16 protein-coding genes and 1 pseudogene are annotated in these 18,051 nt (G+C 71.3%); 6 read left to right on the top strand and 11 right to left on the bottom strand.

What is annotated here, in order from left to right:
* Positions 1–51 precede the first annotated feature (51 nt).
* The 3 genes from ABH923_RS15335 to ABH923_RS15325 are packed head-to-tail and all read right to left on the bottom strand — an operon-like array spanning position 52 to position 3,570.
* Positions 52–921: an ABC transporter permease gene (locus tag ABH923_RS15335; RefSeq protein WP_370056256.1), complete on the bottom strand. Its 870-nt coding sequence runs from the start codon at positions 919–921 to the stop codon at positions 52–54.
* The gene (locus tag ABH923_RS15330) at positions 918–1,955 is read right to left on the bottom strand and encodes an ABC transporter permease (protein WP_370056255.1); all 1,038 of its coding nucleotides are present in this window, start codon (positions 1,953–1,955) and stop codon (positions 918–920) included. Before ABH923_RS15330 ends, ABH923_RS15335 begins: the two co-directional genes overlap by 4 nt.
* Positions 1,933–3,570 (bottom strand): ABC transporter substrate-binding protein, encoded by a 1,638-nt coding sequence (locus ABH923_RS15325; RefSeq protein ID WP_370056254.1) that lies wholly within the window; start codon positions 3,568–3,570, stop codon positions 1,933–1,935. Before ABH923_RS15325 ends, ABH923_RS15330 begins: the two co-directional genes overlap by 23 nt.
* A gap of 203 nt (positions 3,571–3,773) precedes the next feature.
* Between ABH923_RS15325 and ABH923_RS15320 the strand changes: the two genes are divergently transcribed.
* Positions 3,774–5,393 carry a phospholipase D-like domain-containing protein gene (locus ABH923_RS15320; protein WP_370056253.1) on the top strand — a complete coding sequence of 540 codons (1,620 nt, stop codon included), beginning with the start codon at positions 3,774–3,776 and terminating at the stop codon, positions 5,391–5,393.
* A 25-nt stretch (positions 5,394–5,418) separates the two neighbouring features.
* On the opposite strand, the gene ABH923_RS15315 is transcribed toward ABH923_RS15320, so the two are convergent.
* Positions 5,419–5,949 carry a GIY-YIG nuclease family protein gene (locus tag ABH923_RS15315; RefSeq protein WP_370056252.1) on the bottom strand — a complete coding sequence of 177 codons (531 nt, stop codon included), beginning with the start codon at positions 5,947–5,949 and terminating at the stop codon, positions 5,419–5,421.
* Between the two features lie 247 nt (positions 5,950–6,196).
* On the bottom strand, positions 6,197–7,768 hold the full coding sequence (locus ABH923_RS15310) for an MFS transporter (protein WP_370056251.1): 1,572 nt from the start codon (positions 7,766–7,768) through the stop codon (positions 6,197–6,199).
* 187 nt (positions 7,769–7,955) lie between these two features.
* Between ABH923_RS15310 and ABH923_RS15305 the strand changes: the two genes are divergently transcribed.
* Both ABH923_RS15305 and ABH923_RS15300 read left to right on the top strand, forming a co-directional pair.
* Positions 7,956–8,537: a TetR/AcrR family transcriptional regulator gene (locus ABH923_RS15305; RefSeq protein ID WP_370056250.1), complete on the top strand. Its 582-nt coding sequence runs from the start codon at positions 7,956–7,958 to the stop codon at positions 8,535–8,537.
* A gap of 77 nt (positions 8,538–8,614) precedes the next feature.
* On the top strand, positions 8,615–10,342 hold the full coding sequence (locus tag ABH923_RS15300; protein ID WP_370056249.1) for a cation:proton antiporter: 1,728 nt from the start codon (positions 8,615–8,617) through the stop codon (positions 10,340–10,342).
* On the opposite strand, the gene ABH923_RS15295 is transcribed toward ABH923_RS15300, so the two are convergent.
* Positions 10,324–11,385 carry a hypothetical protein gene (locus ABH923_RS15295; protein ID WP_370056248.1) on the bottom strand — a complete coding sequence of 354 codons (1,062 nt, stop codon included), beginning with the start codon at positions 11,383–11,385 and terminating at the stop codon, positions 10,324–10,326. The genes ABH923_RS15300 and ABH923_RS15295 overlap by 19 nt on opposite strands.
* Positions 11,386–11,499: 114 nt before the next feature.
* Between ABH923_RS15295 and ABH923_RS15290 the strand changes: the two genes are divergently transcribed.
* On the top strand, positions 11,500–11,946 hold the full coding sequence (locus ABH923_RS15290; RefSeq protein WP_370056247.1) for a Fur family transcriptional regulator: 447 nt from the start codon (positions 11,500–11,502) through the stop codon (positions 11,944–11,946).
* A gap of 13 nt (positions 11,947–11,959) precedes the next feature.
* Positions 11,960–13,453, top strand: a complete 1,494-nt coding sequence (locus tag ABH923_RS15285) for a catalase (protein WP_370056246.1) — start codon at positions 11,960–11,962, stop codon at positions 13,451–13,453.
* A gap of 261 nt (positions 13,454–13,714) precedes the next feature.
* Here ABH923_RS15285 and ABH923_RS15280 read toward each other — a convergent pair whose 3' ends face one another.
* Together ABH923_RS15280 and ABH923_RS15275 are read right to left on the bottom strand one after the other, a co-directional pair.
* The gene (locus ABH923_RS15280; RefSeq protein ID WP_370056245.1) at positions 13,715–14,599 is read right to left on the bottom strand and encodes a virginiamycin B lyase; all 885 of its coding nucleotides are present in this window, start codon (positions 14,597–14,599) and stop codon (positions 13,715–13,717) included.
* Positions 14,596–15,291 carry a PhzF family phenazine biosynthesis protein gene (locus ABH923_RS15275; protein WP_370056244.1) on the bottom strand — a complete coding sequence of 232 codons (696 nt, stop codon included), beginning with the start codon at positions 15,289–15,291 and terminating at the stop codon, positions 14,596–14,598. Before ABH923_RS15275 ends, ABH923_RS15280 begins: the two co-directional genes overlap by 4 nt.
* A 35-nt stretch (positions 15,292–15,326) precedes the next feature.
* Between ABH923_RS15275 and ABH923_RS15270 the strand changes: the two genes are divergently transcribed.
* On the top strand, positions 15,327–15,560 hold the full coding sequence (locus ABH923_RS15270; RefSeq protein ID WP_370056243.1) for a three-helix bundle dimerization domain-containing protein: 234 nt from the start codon (positions 15,327–15,329) through the stop codon (positions 15,558–15,560).
* 12 nt (positions 15,561–15,572) lie between these two features.
* Here ABH923_RS15270 and ABH923_RS15265 read toward each other — a convergent pair.
* The 3 genes and pseudogenes from ABH923_RS15265 to ABH923_RS15255 form a co-directional block, all read right to left on the bottom strand.
* Positions 15,573–16,035 (bottom strand): annotated as a pseudogene (locus ABH923_RS15265) (phage tail protein).
* 56 nt (positions 16,036–16,091) lie between these two features.
* The gene (locus tag ABH923_RS15260) at positions 16,092–17,000 is read right to left on the bottom strand and encodes a ZIP family metal transporter (RefSeq protein ID WP_370056242.1); all 909 of its coding nucleotides are present in this window, start codon (positions 16,998–17,000) and stop codon (positions 16,092–16,094) included.
* 107 nt (positions 17,001–17,107) lie between these two features.
* Positions 17,108–17,965: a universal stress protein gene (locus ABH923_RS15255; RefSeq protein WP_370056241.1), complete on the bottom strand. Its 858-nt coding sequence runs from the start codon at positions 17,963–17,965 to the stop codon at positions 17,108–17,110.
* Positions 17,966–18,051 lie beyond the last annotated feature (86 nt).

Here is an 18,051-nt window from a genome sequence, read left to right as displayed (position 1 = left end):
AGGGGTCGGCGGCGGTGGCCCTCTGCTCGGAGGTGCTCTGCTCTGCGATGCTCACGATCGCTCCCCTTTCTCCAGGCGCGCCTGGATGTGCCGGCCGATGGTGGTCGCGGCCAGCGCGACCGCGACGATGACGAGGCCCGGGATGACGACGAGCCACCAGGCCGTGGTGAGGTAGGCGCGGCCCGCGTCGAGCAGCGCGCCCCACTCGGATGCGGGCGGCGCGACGCCCAGCCCGAGGAACGACAGGCTCGACGCCCACACGATCGACTGGCCGATCGACAGCGCGAACACCGCGACCAGCGGACGCAGCGCGTTCGGGAGGATGTGCGCGCGCACGATCCGCCGGCGCGAGTGCCCGAGCGCTGTCGCGGCCTGCACGTACGCCGAGTTCCGCGCGCCGAGGATCTGCCCGCGGATCATCCGCGCGTAACCCGGTGCCGTGCCGACGCCGACCGCGAAGACCTGCGTCGCCGCACTCGGGCCGGCGATCGCGATGAGAAGCAGCGCGAGCAGGAGGGCGGGGAAGGCGAACAGGATCTCCACGAACCGGTCGATCACGACGGCGACCGGCCTGACGCCGAGCGCCGCGAGCGTGCCGAGGATCAGCGCCAGTCCGATGCTCACGGCCGCGGCGCCCACCCCGATGGTGAGGGAGTCGCGTGCGCCCCACACGATCCGCGTGTAGAGGCCACGCCCTGACTCATCCGTGCCGAACGGGTGAGCCCAGCTCGGCGGCTGGAGGGCGGCGGCGTAGTCGACGGCGGTGGGCAGGTGAGTGGTGAGGAGCTGCGGGGCGATGACCGCGACGAGGAGCAGCACGGCGAAGGAGACCGCGAGGTAGAGGCCCCACGGGGCGCGGGTGAGGCGCGTCGCGGCCGACTGCGCGAAACGTTGTTTCGAGGGTGAGGCGACGGAGGTCATGACAGCTCCAATCGGGGGTCGATCACCGTGTAGACGACGTCCACGATGAGGTTCGCCACCACGTAGACCACGGCGACAAGGGTGACGATGCCGGTGACGACCGGCAGGTCCTGGGAGTCGACCGCAGTGACCAGCACCGAGCCGATGCCCGGCCGCGAGAAGATCGACTCCACGATCACCGCGCCGGAGAGCGTCGCGCCGAGCGCCCAGCCCGAGAGGGTGACCGCAGGGATGACGGCGTGACGGAGGACGTGCCGCAGCCGGATCCCCCACTCCCCCATCCCGCGCATCCGCGCTGAGAGCACGAAGGGCTGGTCGAGCGAGCGCTCGAACTCGGTCCTCACGCTCTGCGCCATGAACCCGGCCAGCGGGATGGCGAGCGTCAGCGCCGGCAACACGATCCCGTTCGGCGCCGAGCCGCTGATGATCGGGAACCAGCGCAGCCCGAGGCCGAACACCAAGAGCAGGATGATGCCCAGCCAGTAGGCCGGGAGGCCCGCGGTGACGACGTCCGCCGTCGAGCCGAGCGCGCCGATCCGTGGGCCCCGTCCGGCGGTGAGGGTGACCCAGACGACCATGATGACCCAGGCCAGGGCGATCGCCGCCAGCGAGAGGGTGACCGTATTGCCGAGCTGCTCGCCGATGATCGCGGTGACCTGGCGATACTGCTGGTACGACGTCCCGAAGTCACCCGCGACCAGCCCGCGCAGGTAGTCGAGGTACTGGAGGATGACCGGGCGGGTGAGGCCGTAATGCGCGCGGATCTGTTCCAGCTCGGCCGGGGTGCGCAGCTGCACCTGACCGGCGCGGATGTTGAGGATGGTCGTCGCCCGGTCGCCGGGGAGGGCGAGCTGGGCGAAGAACGCCACGGTCGCCGCGCCCCAGAGGACCACGACCGCCGCGCCGGTCTTCTTCAGGAGGGTGACGGCGACGGCCCGGCCGCGCCGGGGGCGGACGGTCGTGATGACCGCCGCGCCGCCGGGCGCGACCTCCGTCTCTGCGAGCACCGGCTCACTTGGTGAGATACGCGTCATAGAACGTCGGTCCTCCCTGTGCGTGCTCCTGCCAGACGCCGTGGAGCCGGGGCGAGACGGCGAGCGTGCTCAGCCGGTCGTAGACGCCGATCGACAGCGCGTGCTGGGCGATGTAGTCCTGCGCCTTCTGGTAGTCGGCGTTCTGCTGCTCGACGGTCGCCGCCGAGTTGCCGTCGAGGATGTACTGCGCAAGCACCGGGTCATTCGTGAAGCTGCTGTTGCTGTAGTTCGGGTCGGCGGCGGTGGACGGCCTCCAGTTGATGTAGAGGATGCCCGCCGTGACGCTCGTCCAGTAGCCGGCCTGGAGGTCGTAGGCGTCCGGCCCGGAGTACTTGCCGGAGAAGAACTCGCTCTGCGGCACGGGGATGAGCTTGACGTCGAAGCCGACCTTGCTCGCCTGCTCCTTCACCCCCTGCAGGATGGCGGCGCCGTCGGCGTTGATGATCGAGCCCGCGCCGTACGGCAGTCGCACGGTCAGCGGCTGACCGTTCTTCACCCGCACGCCGTCGGAGTTCTTCTGGTCCCAGCCGGCGGCGTCGAGAAGCGCGTTCGCCTTCTTCACGTCCTGCGTGTACCAGTCCGCGGCCTTCCGGCTGTAGCCGGGGGTCGCCTGGCTGACGCCGCCGTTGCCCTCCGACGGGATGACGCCGCGGCCGATCGTGTCCACGATCTGCGGACGGTCGAGGCTGTAGGCGAACGCCTGGCGCACCTGCTCGTCGGTGAACGGGCCCTTCGCGGTGTTGAACGAGATCTGCTGCGGCCGGCCGGGCGTCACGAACTTGTCGAGCTGGTAGCCGCCGGCCTTCAGCACGCTCCACTGCACGGACGGCACGTCGTAGATCGCATCGACCTGGCCGCCCTGCAGCGCGGCGACGCGGGTGGTCGGGTCCGCGACGAACTTCCAGTCGATCGTGTCGACGTAGGCCGGCCCGGTGTGCTTCGCGTTCGCCGGCGGGGACGTGTAGGCCGTGTTCTTCTTCAGGATGATGTCCTGGCCGCGGTTCCACTTCTCGACCGTGAACGCGCCGGAGCCGATCGGGGCCTCGCAGTTCTGCTCCTTCGTGCGGGTCTGGAGCGCGTGCTGCGACTGGATGCCGAAGTACCCCTGCGTGAGGTTGTCGGCGAGTCGCGGGTACGGGTGCGACAGATCGATCTGCAGCGTCTGGTCGTCGACGGCCTTGGCGTCCTTGTAGTAGCCGTCCAGCCAGACCTTGGCTGTGCTGTTGCCGCCGTTCACCCAGTAGGCGAAGTTGTAGGCGACGGCCGCGGCGGTGAGCGGAGTGCCATCCGTGAACTTCACCCCTTTCTTCAGGGTGAAGGTCCAGGTGAGGCCGTCGTCGGACTGCTTCCACGCGGTGGCGAGCCACGGCACGACCTTGTGGTTCTCGTCGAGCGAGGTGAGGTTGTCGAGCACCTGGTACGAGAGGTAGGCCTGCTCGATCCAGCCGCCGAAGACGCAGGCGGGCTCCTGTTGGTGGGCGTAGACGATGGTGCCGCCGTCGACCTTCTGGCCGCTGGTCGCGGCGTCGGAGGCGCCGGCGCACGCAGCGAGCGCCAGCACTCCGGTGAGCGCGGCGGCGGCGCCGGCGAGGGTGCGGAGGGAACGGGAACGCATGAGGACTCCTCGGATGCATCGGGGTGCGGGACGGGATGCAGCACAGGATGCGGGCGAATCGCACGCACGGTCGAGCCGGCGTGACTCTGTGTTTCGCGGGTGAAACACCCCGTCACGGAAGCTGGCGCGACAGGGGGTGGCACCGGTATCGGCATGGCTCGTAGGCTCCACCTGACATCCACGCCTCACGAACGGAGGACGCGATGAGGACGAGCGGAACCAGCGGCCCACTCTCGGCCCAGGCGATCGCCGGCAACGACGTCGTCCTGATCGGGATCGACCACGACCAGGCGGCGATGCCGGGCGTCCACGGCTTCGGCATCGAACGGCTCGACCACACCGAGGGCGAGCACCGCTGGCTCCCGAACCGGCTCCGCTTCACCGGCGCACCGGCCGGGACGTGGACGACCGACGTCAACCCGCTGCAGACCTTCCTCTGGGGCGACTACACGGCGAAGGAGGGCCACGACTACACGTACATCGTGCACAGCATGACGGGCACCGCCGGGCAGCCGCTGACCTCCGCGGACTCCGTCACGCTGGCCGTCTCCACCGGGCAGCCCGCGCAGCAGGGGGTCTGGTTCAACCGCGGGGTCATCTCGTCGCAGGCGTACGCGGAGCGGTTCCAGAACCGCCTCCCCGCCGACGTCCCGGGCGACGCCGCGTGGACGTGGCTGTCGCGCGGGCTCCAGGAGGCCATCCTCGCGTTCATCGGCCGGGCGCAGGACGCGGGCTGGGAGCTGCACGGAAGCTTCTACGAGTTCCAGTTGCCCGCAGTCCTGCAGGCGTTCGGCGTCGCGGACCGCGCAGGCGCCTCCGTGAACCTGATCGTCGACGACGGCAACCCCAAGAACCACGACGCCGTCACCGCGGCGGGCATCGACGGCCTCGTGAAGCTCTGGCGCGCCAACGCGAAGATCCCGCACAACAAGTTCGTCGTCGCGTCGCACGACGGCGCGCCTGTGGCGGTCTGGACCGGCTCGACCAACATCACGACCAACGGCGTGTTCGGGCAGTCCAACGTCGGGCACTCCATCGACGATCCGGCGATCGCCGCCGCCTACCTCGCCTACTGGTCGCAGCTGCTGGACGATCCGCCGTACAGCACTTTGAACGACTGGGTGGACGCCAACGACGCCCTGCCCGACCCGTGGCCCCCCGGAGTGTCCGTGGTGTTCAGCCCGCACACCCGCAGCACCGCCCTCGACCGCTATGCGGCCCTGTTCGACGGGGCGGGGACGATCGCGTGCGGGACGTTCCCGTTCACGCTCGACTCCCGGTTCGGCGACGCACTGCCCGGCGCCCACGACGCCCTCCGCTACCTGCTCTTCGAGGACCCGAAGGCCGCCGCGAAGGCGAGCGCGGTGGTCACCGACCCCGGCACGACGATCGTCGCCGGCGCGTTCCTGCCCGCGGGCGCGCTGGCGGGATTCGCTCCGGAGCTCGAGAACCCGTTCTCCAACAACGTGGAGTACGTGCACAGCAAGTACCTGCTGATCGACCCGCTCGGCGACGACCCGGTCGTGGTGACGGGGTCAGCGAACTTCAGCGTGGCCTCCACCACGGGCAACGACGAGAACATGCTCGTCATCCGCGGGGACGCAACGGTCGCCGAGCTGTACTTCACCGAGTTCATGCGGCTGTTCGACCATTACCGGTTCCGGTACACGCTCTCCCTGGCGCCGCACGATCCGACGCCAGGGCCGCAGAGCGGGGTGGAGGCCGCGGTCGGCCTCGACCCGACGGACGGCTGGTGGGCGAAGTACTACGACCAGCCCGGCCGGGCGCGGCAGCGGGAGGTGCTGGCGGGGACCGCGCACTGAGGCGTCCCGCCTCCGATCTCCTCCGTTAGCGTCGAGCGGCGGCCTCGCTGCGCCAGCGCGCGAGCAGCAGCCACGGGTCTCCGTCCTGCAGCGCCGCGACGTGACTCAGGAGGCCGGTATCCGTCTCGAACCACTCGGTCCCGGGGATGCGCAGCGCAGCGAATTCGATGTGCCGCCGGTGCTCCAGGGTGCGGTCGCCGCGCTCGAAGGCGAGCACCTCGTCGTGCGGGAGGCTCGCGAACCGTTGCGCCGGGTTCGCCGTCGTGCCGATCTTGATGCGGTCTCGGTAACGCAGGTAGTAGACGACGTCCACTCGCGAGGCGGCCGCGCCCTCCGGCGCCATCTCGCCGACCCGCCACTCGCAGACCGCGCACAGCCAGCCCGACGGGTACCGCACGCCGAGCCGCGAGCCGCAGAACGCGCACGGCGATGGCAGCAGGTCGGTCTGGCCGAACTGGCCCTCCACCCATTCGTGCGCCTCCAGGAGGTGCACGAGACACAGCGGGAGCGGCGCCCCGGGATGCGCGGGCGCCCCGCACGGGCACGACTCGGTCACGCCGCGACGCTACCGCGCGCCGCCGACAGCGCCGGTAACGGAGGAGATCGGCGGCGGCACGCCGCCCGAAAGCAGCTAACGGAGGAGACCGGGGCCGGATGCCGCGGATTCTCCTCCGTTGGCCGCATCAGAGGCGCCCGGCCGGTGCAGCTAACGGAGGAGACCGGCCGCGGGTCGCGACCGGTCTCCTCCGTTGACTGCGTTTTCGATGTCGCGGTGGGTGGATTTCCTCCGTTACCGACGCGGCCTACGCCGCCGACACCGTGGCCTCGGCGGGGAGGTCGGCCTCCACCTTTTCGATCAGGCGCGCCATCTCTGCCGCCTCGGAGGCCGCGGCTGCGCCCAGCGGCTCCGCAGCGCGGGCCGCGTCGAGCCGCGCGGGCCCGGCCGCAACCAGTTCGGCCGCGGGCAGCTCCTCCGCCTCCCCGACCGCGCCCCGCGTCGCCCGCGACCGCATCACGACCGCCGCCGCCACTGTCACCACGGCCGCGCCGAACGCCAGCACGCCCGCCGTCGCGAACCCTTCGGTGTAGCCGGTCTCGGCCGGGAGGCCGCCGGCGCCGAGGGTCCCGGTGACGAGCGCGGTCATCACCGCGGCGCCGATCGCGGAGCCGACCGTGCGGAGGTTGGCGTTCATCCCGCTCGCCACGCCGGTCTGCGTGGCCGGCACGCTCTGCACGACCACGCTCGTGATCGCGGCGTAGATCAGTCCCAGGCCGACGCCGAACACCCCGGACGCGGTGGCGACCGCGACCAGCGAGCCGTGCAGGAAGGCCAGCGACAGACTCGCCGCGGCCATTACGGTCGCCGCGATCACGATCTGGGTGCGGAAGCCCAGCCAGCGCTCCAACGGTCCGCTGAGGAAGCCGGTCACGGCCATCGTCACGAGCATGGGCAGCATCAGCAGCCCGGACTCCGCGACCGTCGCGCCCAGGCCGTAGCCGGTGGAGGCCGGCGTCTGCACGAAGCGCGGGAAGAAGGCGAACACCGCGAACATCGCGGCTCCGATGAAGACCGCGGCGGCGTTCATCGACCAGACGCCCGGCTCGCGCATGAGCCGCATGTCGACCAGCGGGTGCCGCGAGCGCAGCTCCACGATCACCCAGGCGGCGAGCAGCACGGCGGCGAGCGCGAACAGGCCGATCACGACCGGCGACGACCAGCCCCACTGCGCGCCCGTGCTGAGCGGGAGCAGGAGCGCGATCAGCCATCCGGAGAGCAGGCCGGCCGACCACGGGTTGACGCCTCCGGTCGCGCGGGTGGGCGACTCGGGGACGATCACGAGGGCGAGCACCGCGGCGGTCACGGTGAGGGCGACCGGCACGAGGAACAGTCCGCGCCAGCTCAGGGCCGCGGCGAGCGGACCCGCCAGCACGGTGCCGAGGCCGCTGCCGATCGCGATGATCGAGGCGATCGCGCCGATGGCGGACGGGAGGCGGTGCGGCGGGAACTCGTCGCGGATGATGCCGAACGCGAGCGGGAACATCGCCCCGCCGAGACCCTGAACGACGCGGCCCGCGATGAGGACGCCGATGGAGGGCGCGACGGCGGCGATCACGCTGCCGAGCGCCACGGCGAGCAGCGCGAGCACGAAGATGCGGCGCTTGCCGACCAGGTCGCCGACGCGCCCGAGCAGGGGTGTGGCGACGGCGGCGGCGATCAGCCAGGCGGTCATGGTCCAGGTGACGCCGGCTGTTGTGGTGTGGAGATCCTGCTGGATGACCGGGAGGACCGGGACGACGAGCGACTGGAGCGTCGCGAAGGAGGCCACGCTGAGCGCCAGGACGGCGAAGGTGGCGGAGGGACGGGATCGAGACATAAGTACGGTCTTTCCGTTTCTCGAAGGGAGGCCGACGTGTGATCGACCGGGTGAATCTCTGCGGAAGAGGAGTTACAATTGGAGGGAGGCTCCGTTCGGAGGGTGCCTCCGGTTACATCGACAACGATACCGGAGGGTGCCTCCGCTTCGCAACCCTCAGTTTCGTAACCCTGGAAGGACCAATGCCGTGACCGGCACAGATACGGCCGACACCGACACTGTTCGCCCCCTCATCGCGCGCCCGCAGCGTGCGGACGCCCGGCGCAACTTCGACGCCCTGCTGGCCGCCGCCCGCGAGGCGTTCGCGCAGGACGGCGCCGGGGCTTCCCTGGAGGACATCGCCCGCCGCGCCGGCGTCGGCATCGGCACGCTGTACCGCAACTTCCCCACCCGCGACGCCCTGGTCGAGGCCGTCTACGTCGAAGAGGTGGAGGCCGTCGTCCGCGCCGCCGACGACGCCGAATCTCTCGAGCCGTGGGAGGCCGTGCAGGCCTGGCTGCGCCGCTTCCTGCTCTACGTCGGCACCAAGAAGGCCCTGCTGGAGGGCCTCAACAAGGACTCCCCCGTCCTGCTGAGCTGCCGCACCTCCCTCTATGCTGCGGGCGAGCCGCTCGTCCGCCGCGCTCAGGAGGCCGGCGAGCTGCGGCCGGACGCCACCATCGGCGACGTCATCCGCATGGTGTCCGGCATCGCCGGCGTCGCGTTCGACGACGACGAGCAGCGCGACCGCGTCGTCGCGATGGCGATCGACGGCCTCCGCGCCCGCTGACCCGCCGAACCCGCCGATCCGGCCCGGGCGCCTGAGAGTGTTCTCAGACACCTGAAATCTTCCGTAGGCTGGAAGGCATGGAGCTCGGTGTCTATGCGGTGATCGCCGTCGCGGTGATCGTCGGCGTAGCCGCCTTCGCCCGCAAACTCGGCGTCGCCGCGCCCATCATCCTCGTGATCGTCGGTGTCACCCTCTCGGTGCTGCCCGGTGTGCCGGACATCGAGGTGCCGCCGGAGGTCATCCTCGACGGGCTGCTGCCGCCCATCCTGTACGCGGCGGCGATCAGCGTGCCGCTCACCGACTTCCGCCGCAATCTGGCGCCGATCGCGGGGCTGTCGATCTTCCTCGTCGTCGTCACCGCGTTCGCGACCGGCTTCCTGCTCTACACGATGCTGCCCGACCTCAACCTGGCCGCGGCCATCGCGCTCGGAGCGATCATCAGCCCGCCGGATGCGGTCGCTGCGACCTCCATCGGCCGCAAGCTCGGCCTCCCGCCGCGCCTCCTCACCGTGCTGGAGGGCGAGGGCCTGGTCAACGACGCGACCGCCCTGGTGCTGCTGCGCACCGCCCTGGCCGCGGCCGTCGGCACCCTCGCCACCCCGCTCGCTGGCGTGCTCGACTTCTTCTCGGCCGTGATCATCGCCCTCGTGATCGGGTTCGTCGTCGGCTTCGTCACCGTCTGGGTGCGGTCGAAGCTGAGCGACCCGGTGCTCGACACCGCGCTGTCGGTCGTCGTGCCGTTCGCCGCGTTCGCCCCGACGGAGGCGCTGCACGGCTCCGGCGTGCTCGCCGTCGTCGTCACCGGCCTCTACACCGGGCACGCGGCGCCGCGGCAGTTCAGCGCGCAGGCGAGGATCAGCGACCGGATCAACTGGCACACCATCCAGTTCCTGCTCGAGAACGGCGTCTTCCTGCTCATCGGGCTGGAGCTGCGCACACTCATCGCGGACGTCGAGCACCCCGAGATCCTCAGCGTCTGGGACGCGGTCGGCATCGGCCTCATCGCGATGGCCTCGCTGGTGGTCATCCGCTACATCCTGATCGGGCCGCTCATCCTCGCGCTCCGACGACGCGGGGAGCGCGCCGAGAAACAAGTGTTGCGGGAGTGGCTGATGATCAGCTACTTCCGCGACCATCCCGTGCGCTACCGCTGGCAGGCGCAGCGCAAGCACCGTGCCGAGCAGCGCTACTGGAGGCACCGCAGCGACCTGGAGGAGTTCCGCCAGGAGGCCATCGACTGGAAGGGCGGGGTCGTCCTCGGCTGGTCGGGGATGCGCGGCGTCGTCACCCTCGCGGCGGCGCAGTCGCTCCCCGCGGACATCCCGTATCGCCCGCAGCTCATCCTGATCGCGTTCACGGTCGCGTTCGTCAGCCTGGTCGTGCAGGGCGGCACCCTCCCCTGGCTGATCCGCGTTCTCGGACTGCAGGGCATCGACGTCAAGGACGACAGGAGGCTGCTCGCGCAGCTCCTCGACGACCTCAGCGAGGCCGGCCTCTCCGTGCTGGACGACCCGGAGTCCGCCTCCGGCGCCACCGCGCCGGTGGATCCCGAGCTCGTGGAGCGCGTGCGCCAGACCACCTACCTCCGCGCCGAGGCGGCCTGGGAGCGCATCGTGCTGTACGACACGCCCCCGGAGGGCCGACCGCACCACGTGTACCGCACGCTGCGGCTCGCGGTGGTGGACGCCGAGCGCGACCGGCTGCTGGAGGAGCGGGCGCGCGGCGCGTACCCGTCGCGCATCCTCAGCGAGGCGCAGTCCATGCTCGACATCGAGGAGACGCGGCTTCAGTCCAGAGCGCGGTGACGCGCGGCGCCGCTCGGCCGCACGAGGCCGGCGTCGGCGAGCTCGTGCAGCACCGCGCGGAGGGCGTCCGCGCTGCTCCCGTCCGGCGCCGGGCCGAACTCCCGCTCGGCGACGGCGACGAGCCGGTCCAGGGTCAGGGGGACCTCGAGCAGCCTCCAGACCAGCGAGGAGAGCGGCGTCAGCCGGGTGATCGTGTCCCAGGCGAGCACGACCGCGTCGCCGTCGAGGTCGACCCAGTCGTCGACCTCCGCTCGGCTGTACGTGATCCCCGAGTCCGTTCTGCTCCGCAGCAGCTCGCGCACCGGCTCGACCAGGTCGGCGGCCTCCCGGTAGCTGATCACCTGGACTCCCCCGCAGCGCCGGACCAGCCCGTCGAGCAGGCTCAGCGGCCTCGGGAGCGCGTTGAAGTGGTTGACCTGCGCGACGAGGTCCTCGAAGACCTCCCGCAGTTCGACCGTCCGGATCGTCGGCGTCGTCGCCGCTTCCGTGCGGTCGAGGAGCGCGATCCGCGTCAGCCGCAGCCGCGGCCCCGGGCGCAGCAACCCGAGCTCGTCGGGCCCGGTGACGTGCCGGCCGCGCGCCTCCGACTTCTTGAACGCCAGCGGCTGGGGGAAGGCGAGCACCTCGCCGGAAGGCCTGACCGCGACCGTTTCATCCGACACATAGCCCAGCGCCTTCCCGATCAGCGCGGCGGCGGTCGATTTGCCGGCTCCGGATGGGCCGACGAGCGCGATGACGCCGCCCGTCGCGGGATCGGCCAGGCCCGCCGCGTGGAACGTCACCAGCTCCCCGCGGTTCGCCTCGATCGCGCGCTGGTTGAGGGCGCGGCGGAGGGCGACGCCCACCGCGTCGAGGTCGTGGCCGGTGACGTCCGCGCCGGACCCCGGGGCGGCGGCGGCGACGGTGATCGTGTCCCCCACGTCGCCCCGGGCCGCCAGGCGTCGCCACTGGTCGCGGAGCCGATCGGCGTCGGACTCCGGGAACCCGTCCAGGGCGATGCGCAATCGCGCGCCGAGAGCGTCCACCTGGAATCCGCGCGTCACTCTGATCCACCCTTCGGCTTGAAACTTCTCATGCAAGATTAGACGGCTGCCACGCCACTCCCGGGATGCACGTTGTTTTGAATTGTTCAAAAGAGAACCGCTAGCGTGGCAGGGATGGACACCGCACAGCTCGAAGGCGCCCTGCGCGCGTCGGGACTGCGTGTGACGCAGGGGCGGCTCGCCGTCCTCGATGCGCTCGACGCGCATCCCCATGTGGACGCCGAGACGGTGTACCGAGCGGTGCTGCCCGCACTGCCCGGCACCTCGATCCAGAACGTCCACAACGTCCTCGGCGACCTCACCGCCGCCGGCCTGCTGCGCCGCATCGAGCCGGCGCACTCGCCCGCGCTGTACGAACGGCGCGTCGGCGACAACCACCACCACGTCGTCTGCACCTCGTGCGGCGCGGTGGCGGATGTGGAGTGCGTCGTCGGCCATGCGCCCTGCCTGCACCCCTCGGGGGCGGCCGGGTACGTGGTGGACGTCGCGGAGGTCACCTTCTGGGGGCTGTGCCCGTCCTGTCAGGAGCGTGCGGCGAAAGCCCCGTCGCACGCCGAATGAGGTTAGGAGAACCATGACGGAGAACCACACGACCACCCAGACCGGCACCCCGGTCGGCAGCGACGCGCACTCGCTGACATCCGGACAGGACGGGGCCACCGCGCTCCACGACAGGTATCTGGTCGAGAAGCTCGCCCAGTTCAACCGCGAGCGCATCCCGGAGCGGATCGTGCACGCCAAGGGCGGCGGCGCGTTCGGCGAGTTCGTCGTCACCGGCGACGTGAGCGCTTACACGAAGGCCGCGGTGTTCCAGCCGGGCGCCAGCACGCGGACCGTCCAGCGGTTCTCGTCGGTCGCCGGCGAGATGGGGTCGCCCGACACCTGGCGCGACGTGCGCGGCTTCTCGGTGAAGTTCTACACGACCGAGGGCAATTACGACATCGTCGGCAACAACACCCCGGTGTTCTTCATCCGTGACGGCATCAAGTTCCCCGACTTCATCCACTCGCAGAAGCGCCTCCCGGGCTCCGGGCTGCGCGACGCGGACATGCAGTGGGACTTCTGGACGCTGTCCCCGGAGTCCGCGCACCAGGTCACCTATCTGATGGGCGACCGCGGCCTCCCGCGCTCGTGGCGGACCATGCCCGGCTACGGCTCGCACACCTACCAGTGGATCAACGCGGCGGGCGAGCGGTTCTGGGTCAAGTACCACTTCCACGCGCTCCAGGGCAACGAGGAGATGCAGGGCGCCGAGGCGCAGCGGATCGCGGGTGAGGACGCGGACTACTACCGCCGCGACCTCTACGAGGCGATCGAGCGCGGCGATTTCCCGGCGTGGAAGGTGAGCGTGCAGGTGATGCCGTACGAGGACGCCAAGACGTACCGGTTCAACCCGTTCGACCTGACCAAGGTGTGGCCGCACAGCGACTACCCGCTCATCGAGGTCGGCGTCCACACGCTGAACGAGAACCCGGAGAACTTCTTCGCGCAGATCGAGCAGGCGGCGTTCTCGCCCGCCAACACCGTCCCGGGCATCGACATCAGCCCGGACAAGATGCTGATGGCGCGCGTGTTCTCCTACCCGGACGCCCAGCGCTACCGCGTGGGCACCAACTACAACGAGCTGCCGGTGAACGCTCCGGTCGCTCCTGTGCACAACTACTCGCAGGACGGCGCGGGGCGCCACGGGTTCAAGGCGGCCGGCGCGCCCGTGTACGCGCCGAACTCCTTCGGCGGTCCGGTGGCCTCCGCTGAGGCCGCGGGCGAGGGCTCGTGGGAGTCGGACGGTGCGCTTGTGCGCTCGGCGGCGACGCTGCACACGGAGGACGACGACTTCGGGCAGGCGGGGACGCTGTACCGCGAGGTGTACGACGACGCGGCGAAGGAGCGGTTCCTCGACACGATCGCGGGCGCGGTCGGCGGGGTGACGCGGGATGACATCCGCGAGCGGGCGATCCAGTACTGGACGAACGTGGACGCGGAGCTCGGCGCGGCGCTGCGCGCCCGGCTCGAGGCCGACGCGGCCGACCCGGACCAGGCGGCCGAGTACGTGGGCGTGGCCGAGTAAGACTGCCCTTCCTCCGCGAACGGAGGAGATCCGGCCGGTTTCGGCCCGGGTCTCCTCCGTTCGCTGCGTTTCGGGGCATGCCGGAGCCCGATCTCCTCCGTTCTCCACACGGTTGGTAACGGAGGAGATCGGGTGTCGGGAGGTGTCCGGTAGCAGCCAACGGAGGAGATCGGGGCCGGGGCGAGGTGGATGTCCTCCGGTGGCTACGAGGGTGGAGGGCAGGGGGGCGGGTGTCAGGGATGGGGGGGTCAGGGGCTGTGGTCAGGGGTGCAGGTGGGCCAGGGCGCCGGACTCGAGGGCGGACCAGACGGTGCCGTCGGGGGCTACGGCGATGCCGTGCGGCTCGGAGGCGGGCGGCAGCGGCACGCGGGCGACCTCGCCGGAGGCGGTGACGTGCGCCAGGGCGTCGGCTCCCCAGAGGGAGGCCCACACGCCTCCCGTCGCGTCGGGCGCGACCGCGTGCGGCTTGGCGCCGCCGCCGAGCGGGTGCAGGGTGAGCGTGCCGTCCCGTCCGACGCGTCCGAGCGCGTCCGCGCCGATCAGGGCGGCCCAGACCGCGCCGTCCTCGGCGACCGTGATCCCGACCGGGGCGGAGCCGGCCGGCAGTTCGGTGATCGCCACGGCGGCGTCGCCGCCACGCACGTGGCCCAGGGCGTCGATGGCGTTCATCGTGAACCAGAGCGAGTCGCCGGAGGCCGCGATCATCGACGGCATGACGTCCTCCCGGCCGACGGGGAACTCGTCCACCCGGCCGAGCACTCCGATGCGGCCGAGCGCGTCGGCGGCGAGCTCGGTGAACCAGGTGGTCCCGTCGTAGACCGCGGCGACGCCGAACGGCTGAGCGCCGGGGGTCGGTACGGCGACCTCGGCCAGGAGGCGCGGGCCCGGCCCGAGCAGCAGCAGGCGGCCTCCCGTCGTGTCGGTCACCCACACGTCGGAGCCGTTCGCGGCAGCGACCACCGAGGGCTGCGCGCCCGCGCCCAGGTCGAGCCGGGTCAGTGTGCCGTCCGGGTCGCGGCGGCCGACCGCGGCGCCGTGGACGAGCGTGAACCAGACGGCGCCGTCGTCGGTGACGGCAATGCCGTAGGGGCCCTCCCCTGGCTTCCCGACCGGGATCAGCTCGACAGCAGGCTGCTCCGCGCTCACAGCGTCGCGTCGATGGTGCGGTCGTACACGACGGTCCCGCCCACGCGGACGAGGCCGCCGTCGAGCGGCTCGGTGGCCAGCTCGGAGCCCTCGCCCTGCACGATGCGCAGAGCGCGGCCGAGCTTCGCGGTGAGGGCGATGGCCGCGGCGCCGGTGGCCTCGTCCTCCACGATGCCCATCGCGGGGGCGAACATGCGAGCGCGCAGCGATCCTGACTCCTCGTCGATCCATGCGTAGGCGTAGTGCTGGCCCTCGGTGAACGCGAACGCGTCGAGCGCCTCGACCTCCTCCGGGGAGTCCAGCGGCAGCCAGGTGAAGTCGGGGGTCCACGCCGCGCGGGCGTCGATCGCGGCCCAGTCGCCGTCGAGGTCGACCGAGACGGCGACGTCCCCGGCCTTCTCGGCGAGGGCGCCGACGGGGGTGCGCTCGTGCGCGAGCCACCAGGCGGTCCCGACACTCGGGTGGCCGGCGAACGGGAGCTCCGACGCGGGGGTGAAGATGCGGATCGTCGCGATGCCGCCCGCGGAGTCCAGCGCGTCGACGAAGACCGTCTCGCTGAATCCGAGCGCCGCCGCGATGTCCTGCTCCCGCCCGGCCGTCGTCGGAGAGCTGGTGACGATGCCCAGCTCGTTGCCGTTGGCGCCGCGCTCGTCGGTGAAGACGCGGAGGACCACTACCTCGATTTCATCCATAGCCTCCACCCTGGCATGCGGTGCATAATCCCGCCATGAGTGACGAGGCCCTTATCCCCGCCGCCCCCAACGACGAAGCGGTCGCCATCGACCACGCCGTCGACCGGCTCGCGGAGCGATTCCCGAAGGTCCCCAGGGACCGCATCGTCGACCTGGTGCACCAGCGACACATCGAGTACACGGGCGCGCCCGTGCGCGACTTCATCCCAGTGCTCATCGAGCACGACGTCAAACGGGAGCTGGCGGCGGAGGTGACCCCGCTGGCGTGAGCGTCCGTCGGCTCAGTACTCGCCCTTGATGACGAAGTACGAGCCCCGGATCGTCCCGGCCAGCCGGGATTTCTGCCGTGCGAACTTGAAGGTCGACAGCTCCTCCGGCACCTCCATGCCGTCGGACAGCTTGAAGCCGACCGCGCGCTTGCCCGCGTCGTCGATCGTGTACATGACGTTGATCGACAGGCCGGACTCGTAGAAGACGTAGGCCATCCGGATGCCGTCGACCTCGAACGAGGTGACCTCCAGCGCCGGCGAGGCGATCACGATGCCGCGCTCGTCGGCGAGGATGCGGCTCACCCAGTCGAGCGCCTCCCGCTCCTCGGCGGCCGGGGCCGTCGCGAAGTCGATGTCGTACTTGTTTCTTGAAGTAGCGGGACTCGTTGGCGCGGAGCCCGGCGAGCGCCGGGGCGACCGGGCTGGAGTCCAGACCCTCTGTCGAGACGGTGACGAAATCCACGACCTGGCGCATGCGGCCCTCCCTGCTCGGCTCTCCCACCACCCTACTGGCCGGTGTCAGGACCGGTGTCAGGCCCCGGCGAAGGTGACGATCGCGTCGGTCGCGAAGCCGGCGACGATCCCGGCGAAGATGCACCACGCGACCAGGGTCTTCATCCCGGTCCGGCGGGCGACGGCCAGCAGCTCGATGACGACGTAGAGGATGGAGCCGGCGGCGAGCCCCAGGAACGCGATGGAGACGATGTCGCTGCTGAACGCCTGGCCGATGACGGTTCCGAGGAAGGTCGGGCCGCCGCCGATCAGGCCGAGCAGGGCCAGGTAGCCCCAGGACGGCCGCGTGCCGCTGAGCGGGGCGACGATCCCGAAGCCCTCGGTGGCGTTGTGGAGGCCGAAGCCGACGATGAGCAGCACGGCGAACGCGAGCTCACCCTGCGCGGCGGCGGTGCCGATCGCGAGGCCCTCGGCGAAGTTGTGGAGGCCGATGCCGATCGCGATGGTGAGCGCCAGGCGGCGGGCCCCCGCGCGCGACTCCACCTCGGTGGCGGCGACGATGGCGACGCCGGTCGCGGTGCCGACGGCCGGGCCCGAGCCTGCGCCGTGCGGGCGGTGCGAGGCCTGCGGTCCGTGCGATCCCTCCGGGCCCGCGGGCGGCCGGATCGGCGACGCCAGCGCCAGCGCGCGCCGCTTCATGTAGCGGTCCATGTAGGTGAGGCTGAGCAGGCCGAGGCCGATGCACGCGGCCATCAGGAATCCCTGCCCGAGCGCCGGGCCGATCTTGTGCGCGGAGAGCGCCTTGTCGACCGGCTCCCACGCCTGCGAGAGGACGTCCCAGAGCAGGAAGATCAGGATGCCGGTCGCGAGGGCGTTCAGGGCGGCTTTCAGGCCGACCGCGTTCGAGCGGAGACGGCCGATCGGGAGGCCGAGGAAGATCGTGAGACCGGCGACGGCGCCGAGAGCGGCGACACCCATGGGAGGCATGAAGATCCTTCGTGGAGGCTGTTGACATCGAACCGGCGGGCTCCGGCCGCATTCGATTGTAAGGTAAGCCTCCCCTTACACAGAATCAATTGAGAGGAGTCGCAGGTTCACTTCGTGCGCGGCACCACGACCATCGGCACCGGCAGCTCGCGCAGCATGGCGGCCGCGGTCGAGCCGAGGAACAGCCGGCTGGGCTGCGCGAGGCGACTGGAGCCGACGACGACGATCTCACCGGGCTCCCAGTCGAGGCGCGCCACCGCGTTCTGGATGTTGTCGCCCTTCGCCACGACCGCCGTCGCGACGACACCGGTCGCCGCGCTGGCCTCCTCCAGCACCGCCGCGGCGTGGTGCTCGCCGACGCTCTGCTTGGGGGCCGCGGCGTCGCCCGGGAGGTCGAGGGCGAGCAGCGACACCAGCCGCAGCGGGACGCCGGCCGCGGCTGAGAGCCGCTCGCCGGTCGTGAGCACGTCTGCGGCGCCCGCGCGGGTGCCGACCATGCTCGTCACGCGCGTGAGCTGCGGCGCGCGGTCGCGCCAGCCCTCCGGCGCGAGCAGCACCGGGACCGGCGAGGCGTGCAGCAGCGCGCCCGCGACCGAGCCGACGGTGAAGCGGCCGAGGAGGCCGCCGCGTGCGGCGCCGACCACGATCAGAGTCGCGCCGAGCTCTTCCGCGGCGGTGAGCAGGCCCTCGGCGAGCGAGTCGCCGAAGACGACCCGCCCGCTGAAGGCGACCGACGACGGGACGCGAGTGCGCGCGTCCGCCAGCCAGCCCTCTGCGGTGTCGCGCAGGAGGGCGTCATAGGCCGGGTCGTTCGGCACGTTTCCGCGCCGGGAGGTGTCCGGCATGACCAGCGCCACGTGGAGGTCCGCCCCGAAGGAGGCGGCCAGCGCGGCGCCCGCGGCGAGGGCGTCGTCTCCGGACGGGGTGGCCTCGTATCCGACGAGGATGCGCTGGGTGGCGGTCATGGTCTGCTTCTTCCGGCTCGGGTGGTTCGGAGGTGGGGTGGTGCTGGGGTCGGGCGGCCCGCCGGGTGGGACGGGCCGCCCGTGCC

This window comes from Leifsonia sp. EB41, from assembly GCF_041262565.1.
In the GTDB taxonomy this organism is placed as follows: domain Bacteria; phylum Actinomycetota; class Actinomycetes; order Actinomycetales; family Microbacteriaceae; genus Leifsonia.
Note: the sequence above shows the minus strand (reverse complement) of the source record. Positions and strands in the feature narration are given on the sequence as shown.

Coding starts and splice junctions, on each gene's coding strand:
- ABH923_RS15335 (WP_370056256.1), bottom strand. CDS start 921: ATGACCTCCGTCGCCTCACCCTCGAAACAACGTTTCGCGCAGTCGGCC.
- ABH923_RS15330 (WP_370056255.1), bottom strand. CDS start 1,955: ATGACGCGTATCTCACCAAGTGAGCCGGTGCTCGCAGAGACGGAGGTC.
- ABH923_RS15325 (WP_370056254.1), bottom strand. CDS start 3,570: ATGCGTTCCCGTTCCCTCCGCACCCTCGCCGGCGCCGCCGCCGCGCTC.
- ABH923_RS15320 (WP_370056253.1), top strand. CDS start 3,774: ATGAGGACGAGCGGAACCAGCGGCCCACTCTCGGCCCAGGCGATCGCC.
- ABH923_RS15310 (WP_370056251.1), bottom strand. CDS start 7,768: ATGTCTCGATCCCGTCCCTCCGCCACCTTCGCCGTCCTGGCGCTCAGC.
- ABH923_RS15300 (WP_370056249.1), top strand. CDS start 8,615: ATGGAGCTCGGTGTCTATGCGGTGATCGCCGTCGCGGTGATCGTCGGC.
- ABH923_RS15290 (WP_370056247.1), top strand. CDS start 11,500: ATGGACACCGCACAGCTCGAAGGCGCCCTGCGCGCGTCGGGACTGCGT.
- ABH923_RS15285 (WP_370056246.1), top strand. CDS start 11,960: ATGACGGAGAACCACACGACCACCCAGACCGGCACCCCGGTCGGCAGC.
- ABH923_RS15275 (WP_370056244.1), bottom strand. CDS start 15,291: ATGGATGAAATCGAGGTAGTGGTCCTCCGCGTCTTCACCGACGAGCGC.
- ABH923_RS15270 (WP_370056243.1), top strand. CDS start 15,327: ATGAGTGACGAGGCCCTTATCCCCGCCGCCCCCAACGACGAAGCGGTC.
- ABH923_RS15260 (WP_370056242.1), bottom strand. CDS start 17,000: ATGCCTCCCATGGGTGTCGCCGCTCTCGGCGCCGTCGCCGGTCTCACG.
- ABH923_RS15255 (WP_370056241.1), bottom strand. CDS start 17,965: ATGACCGCCACCCAGCGCATCCTCGTCGGATACGAGGCCACCCCGTCC.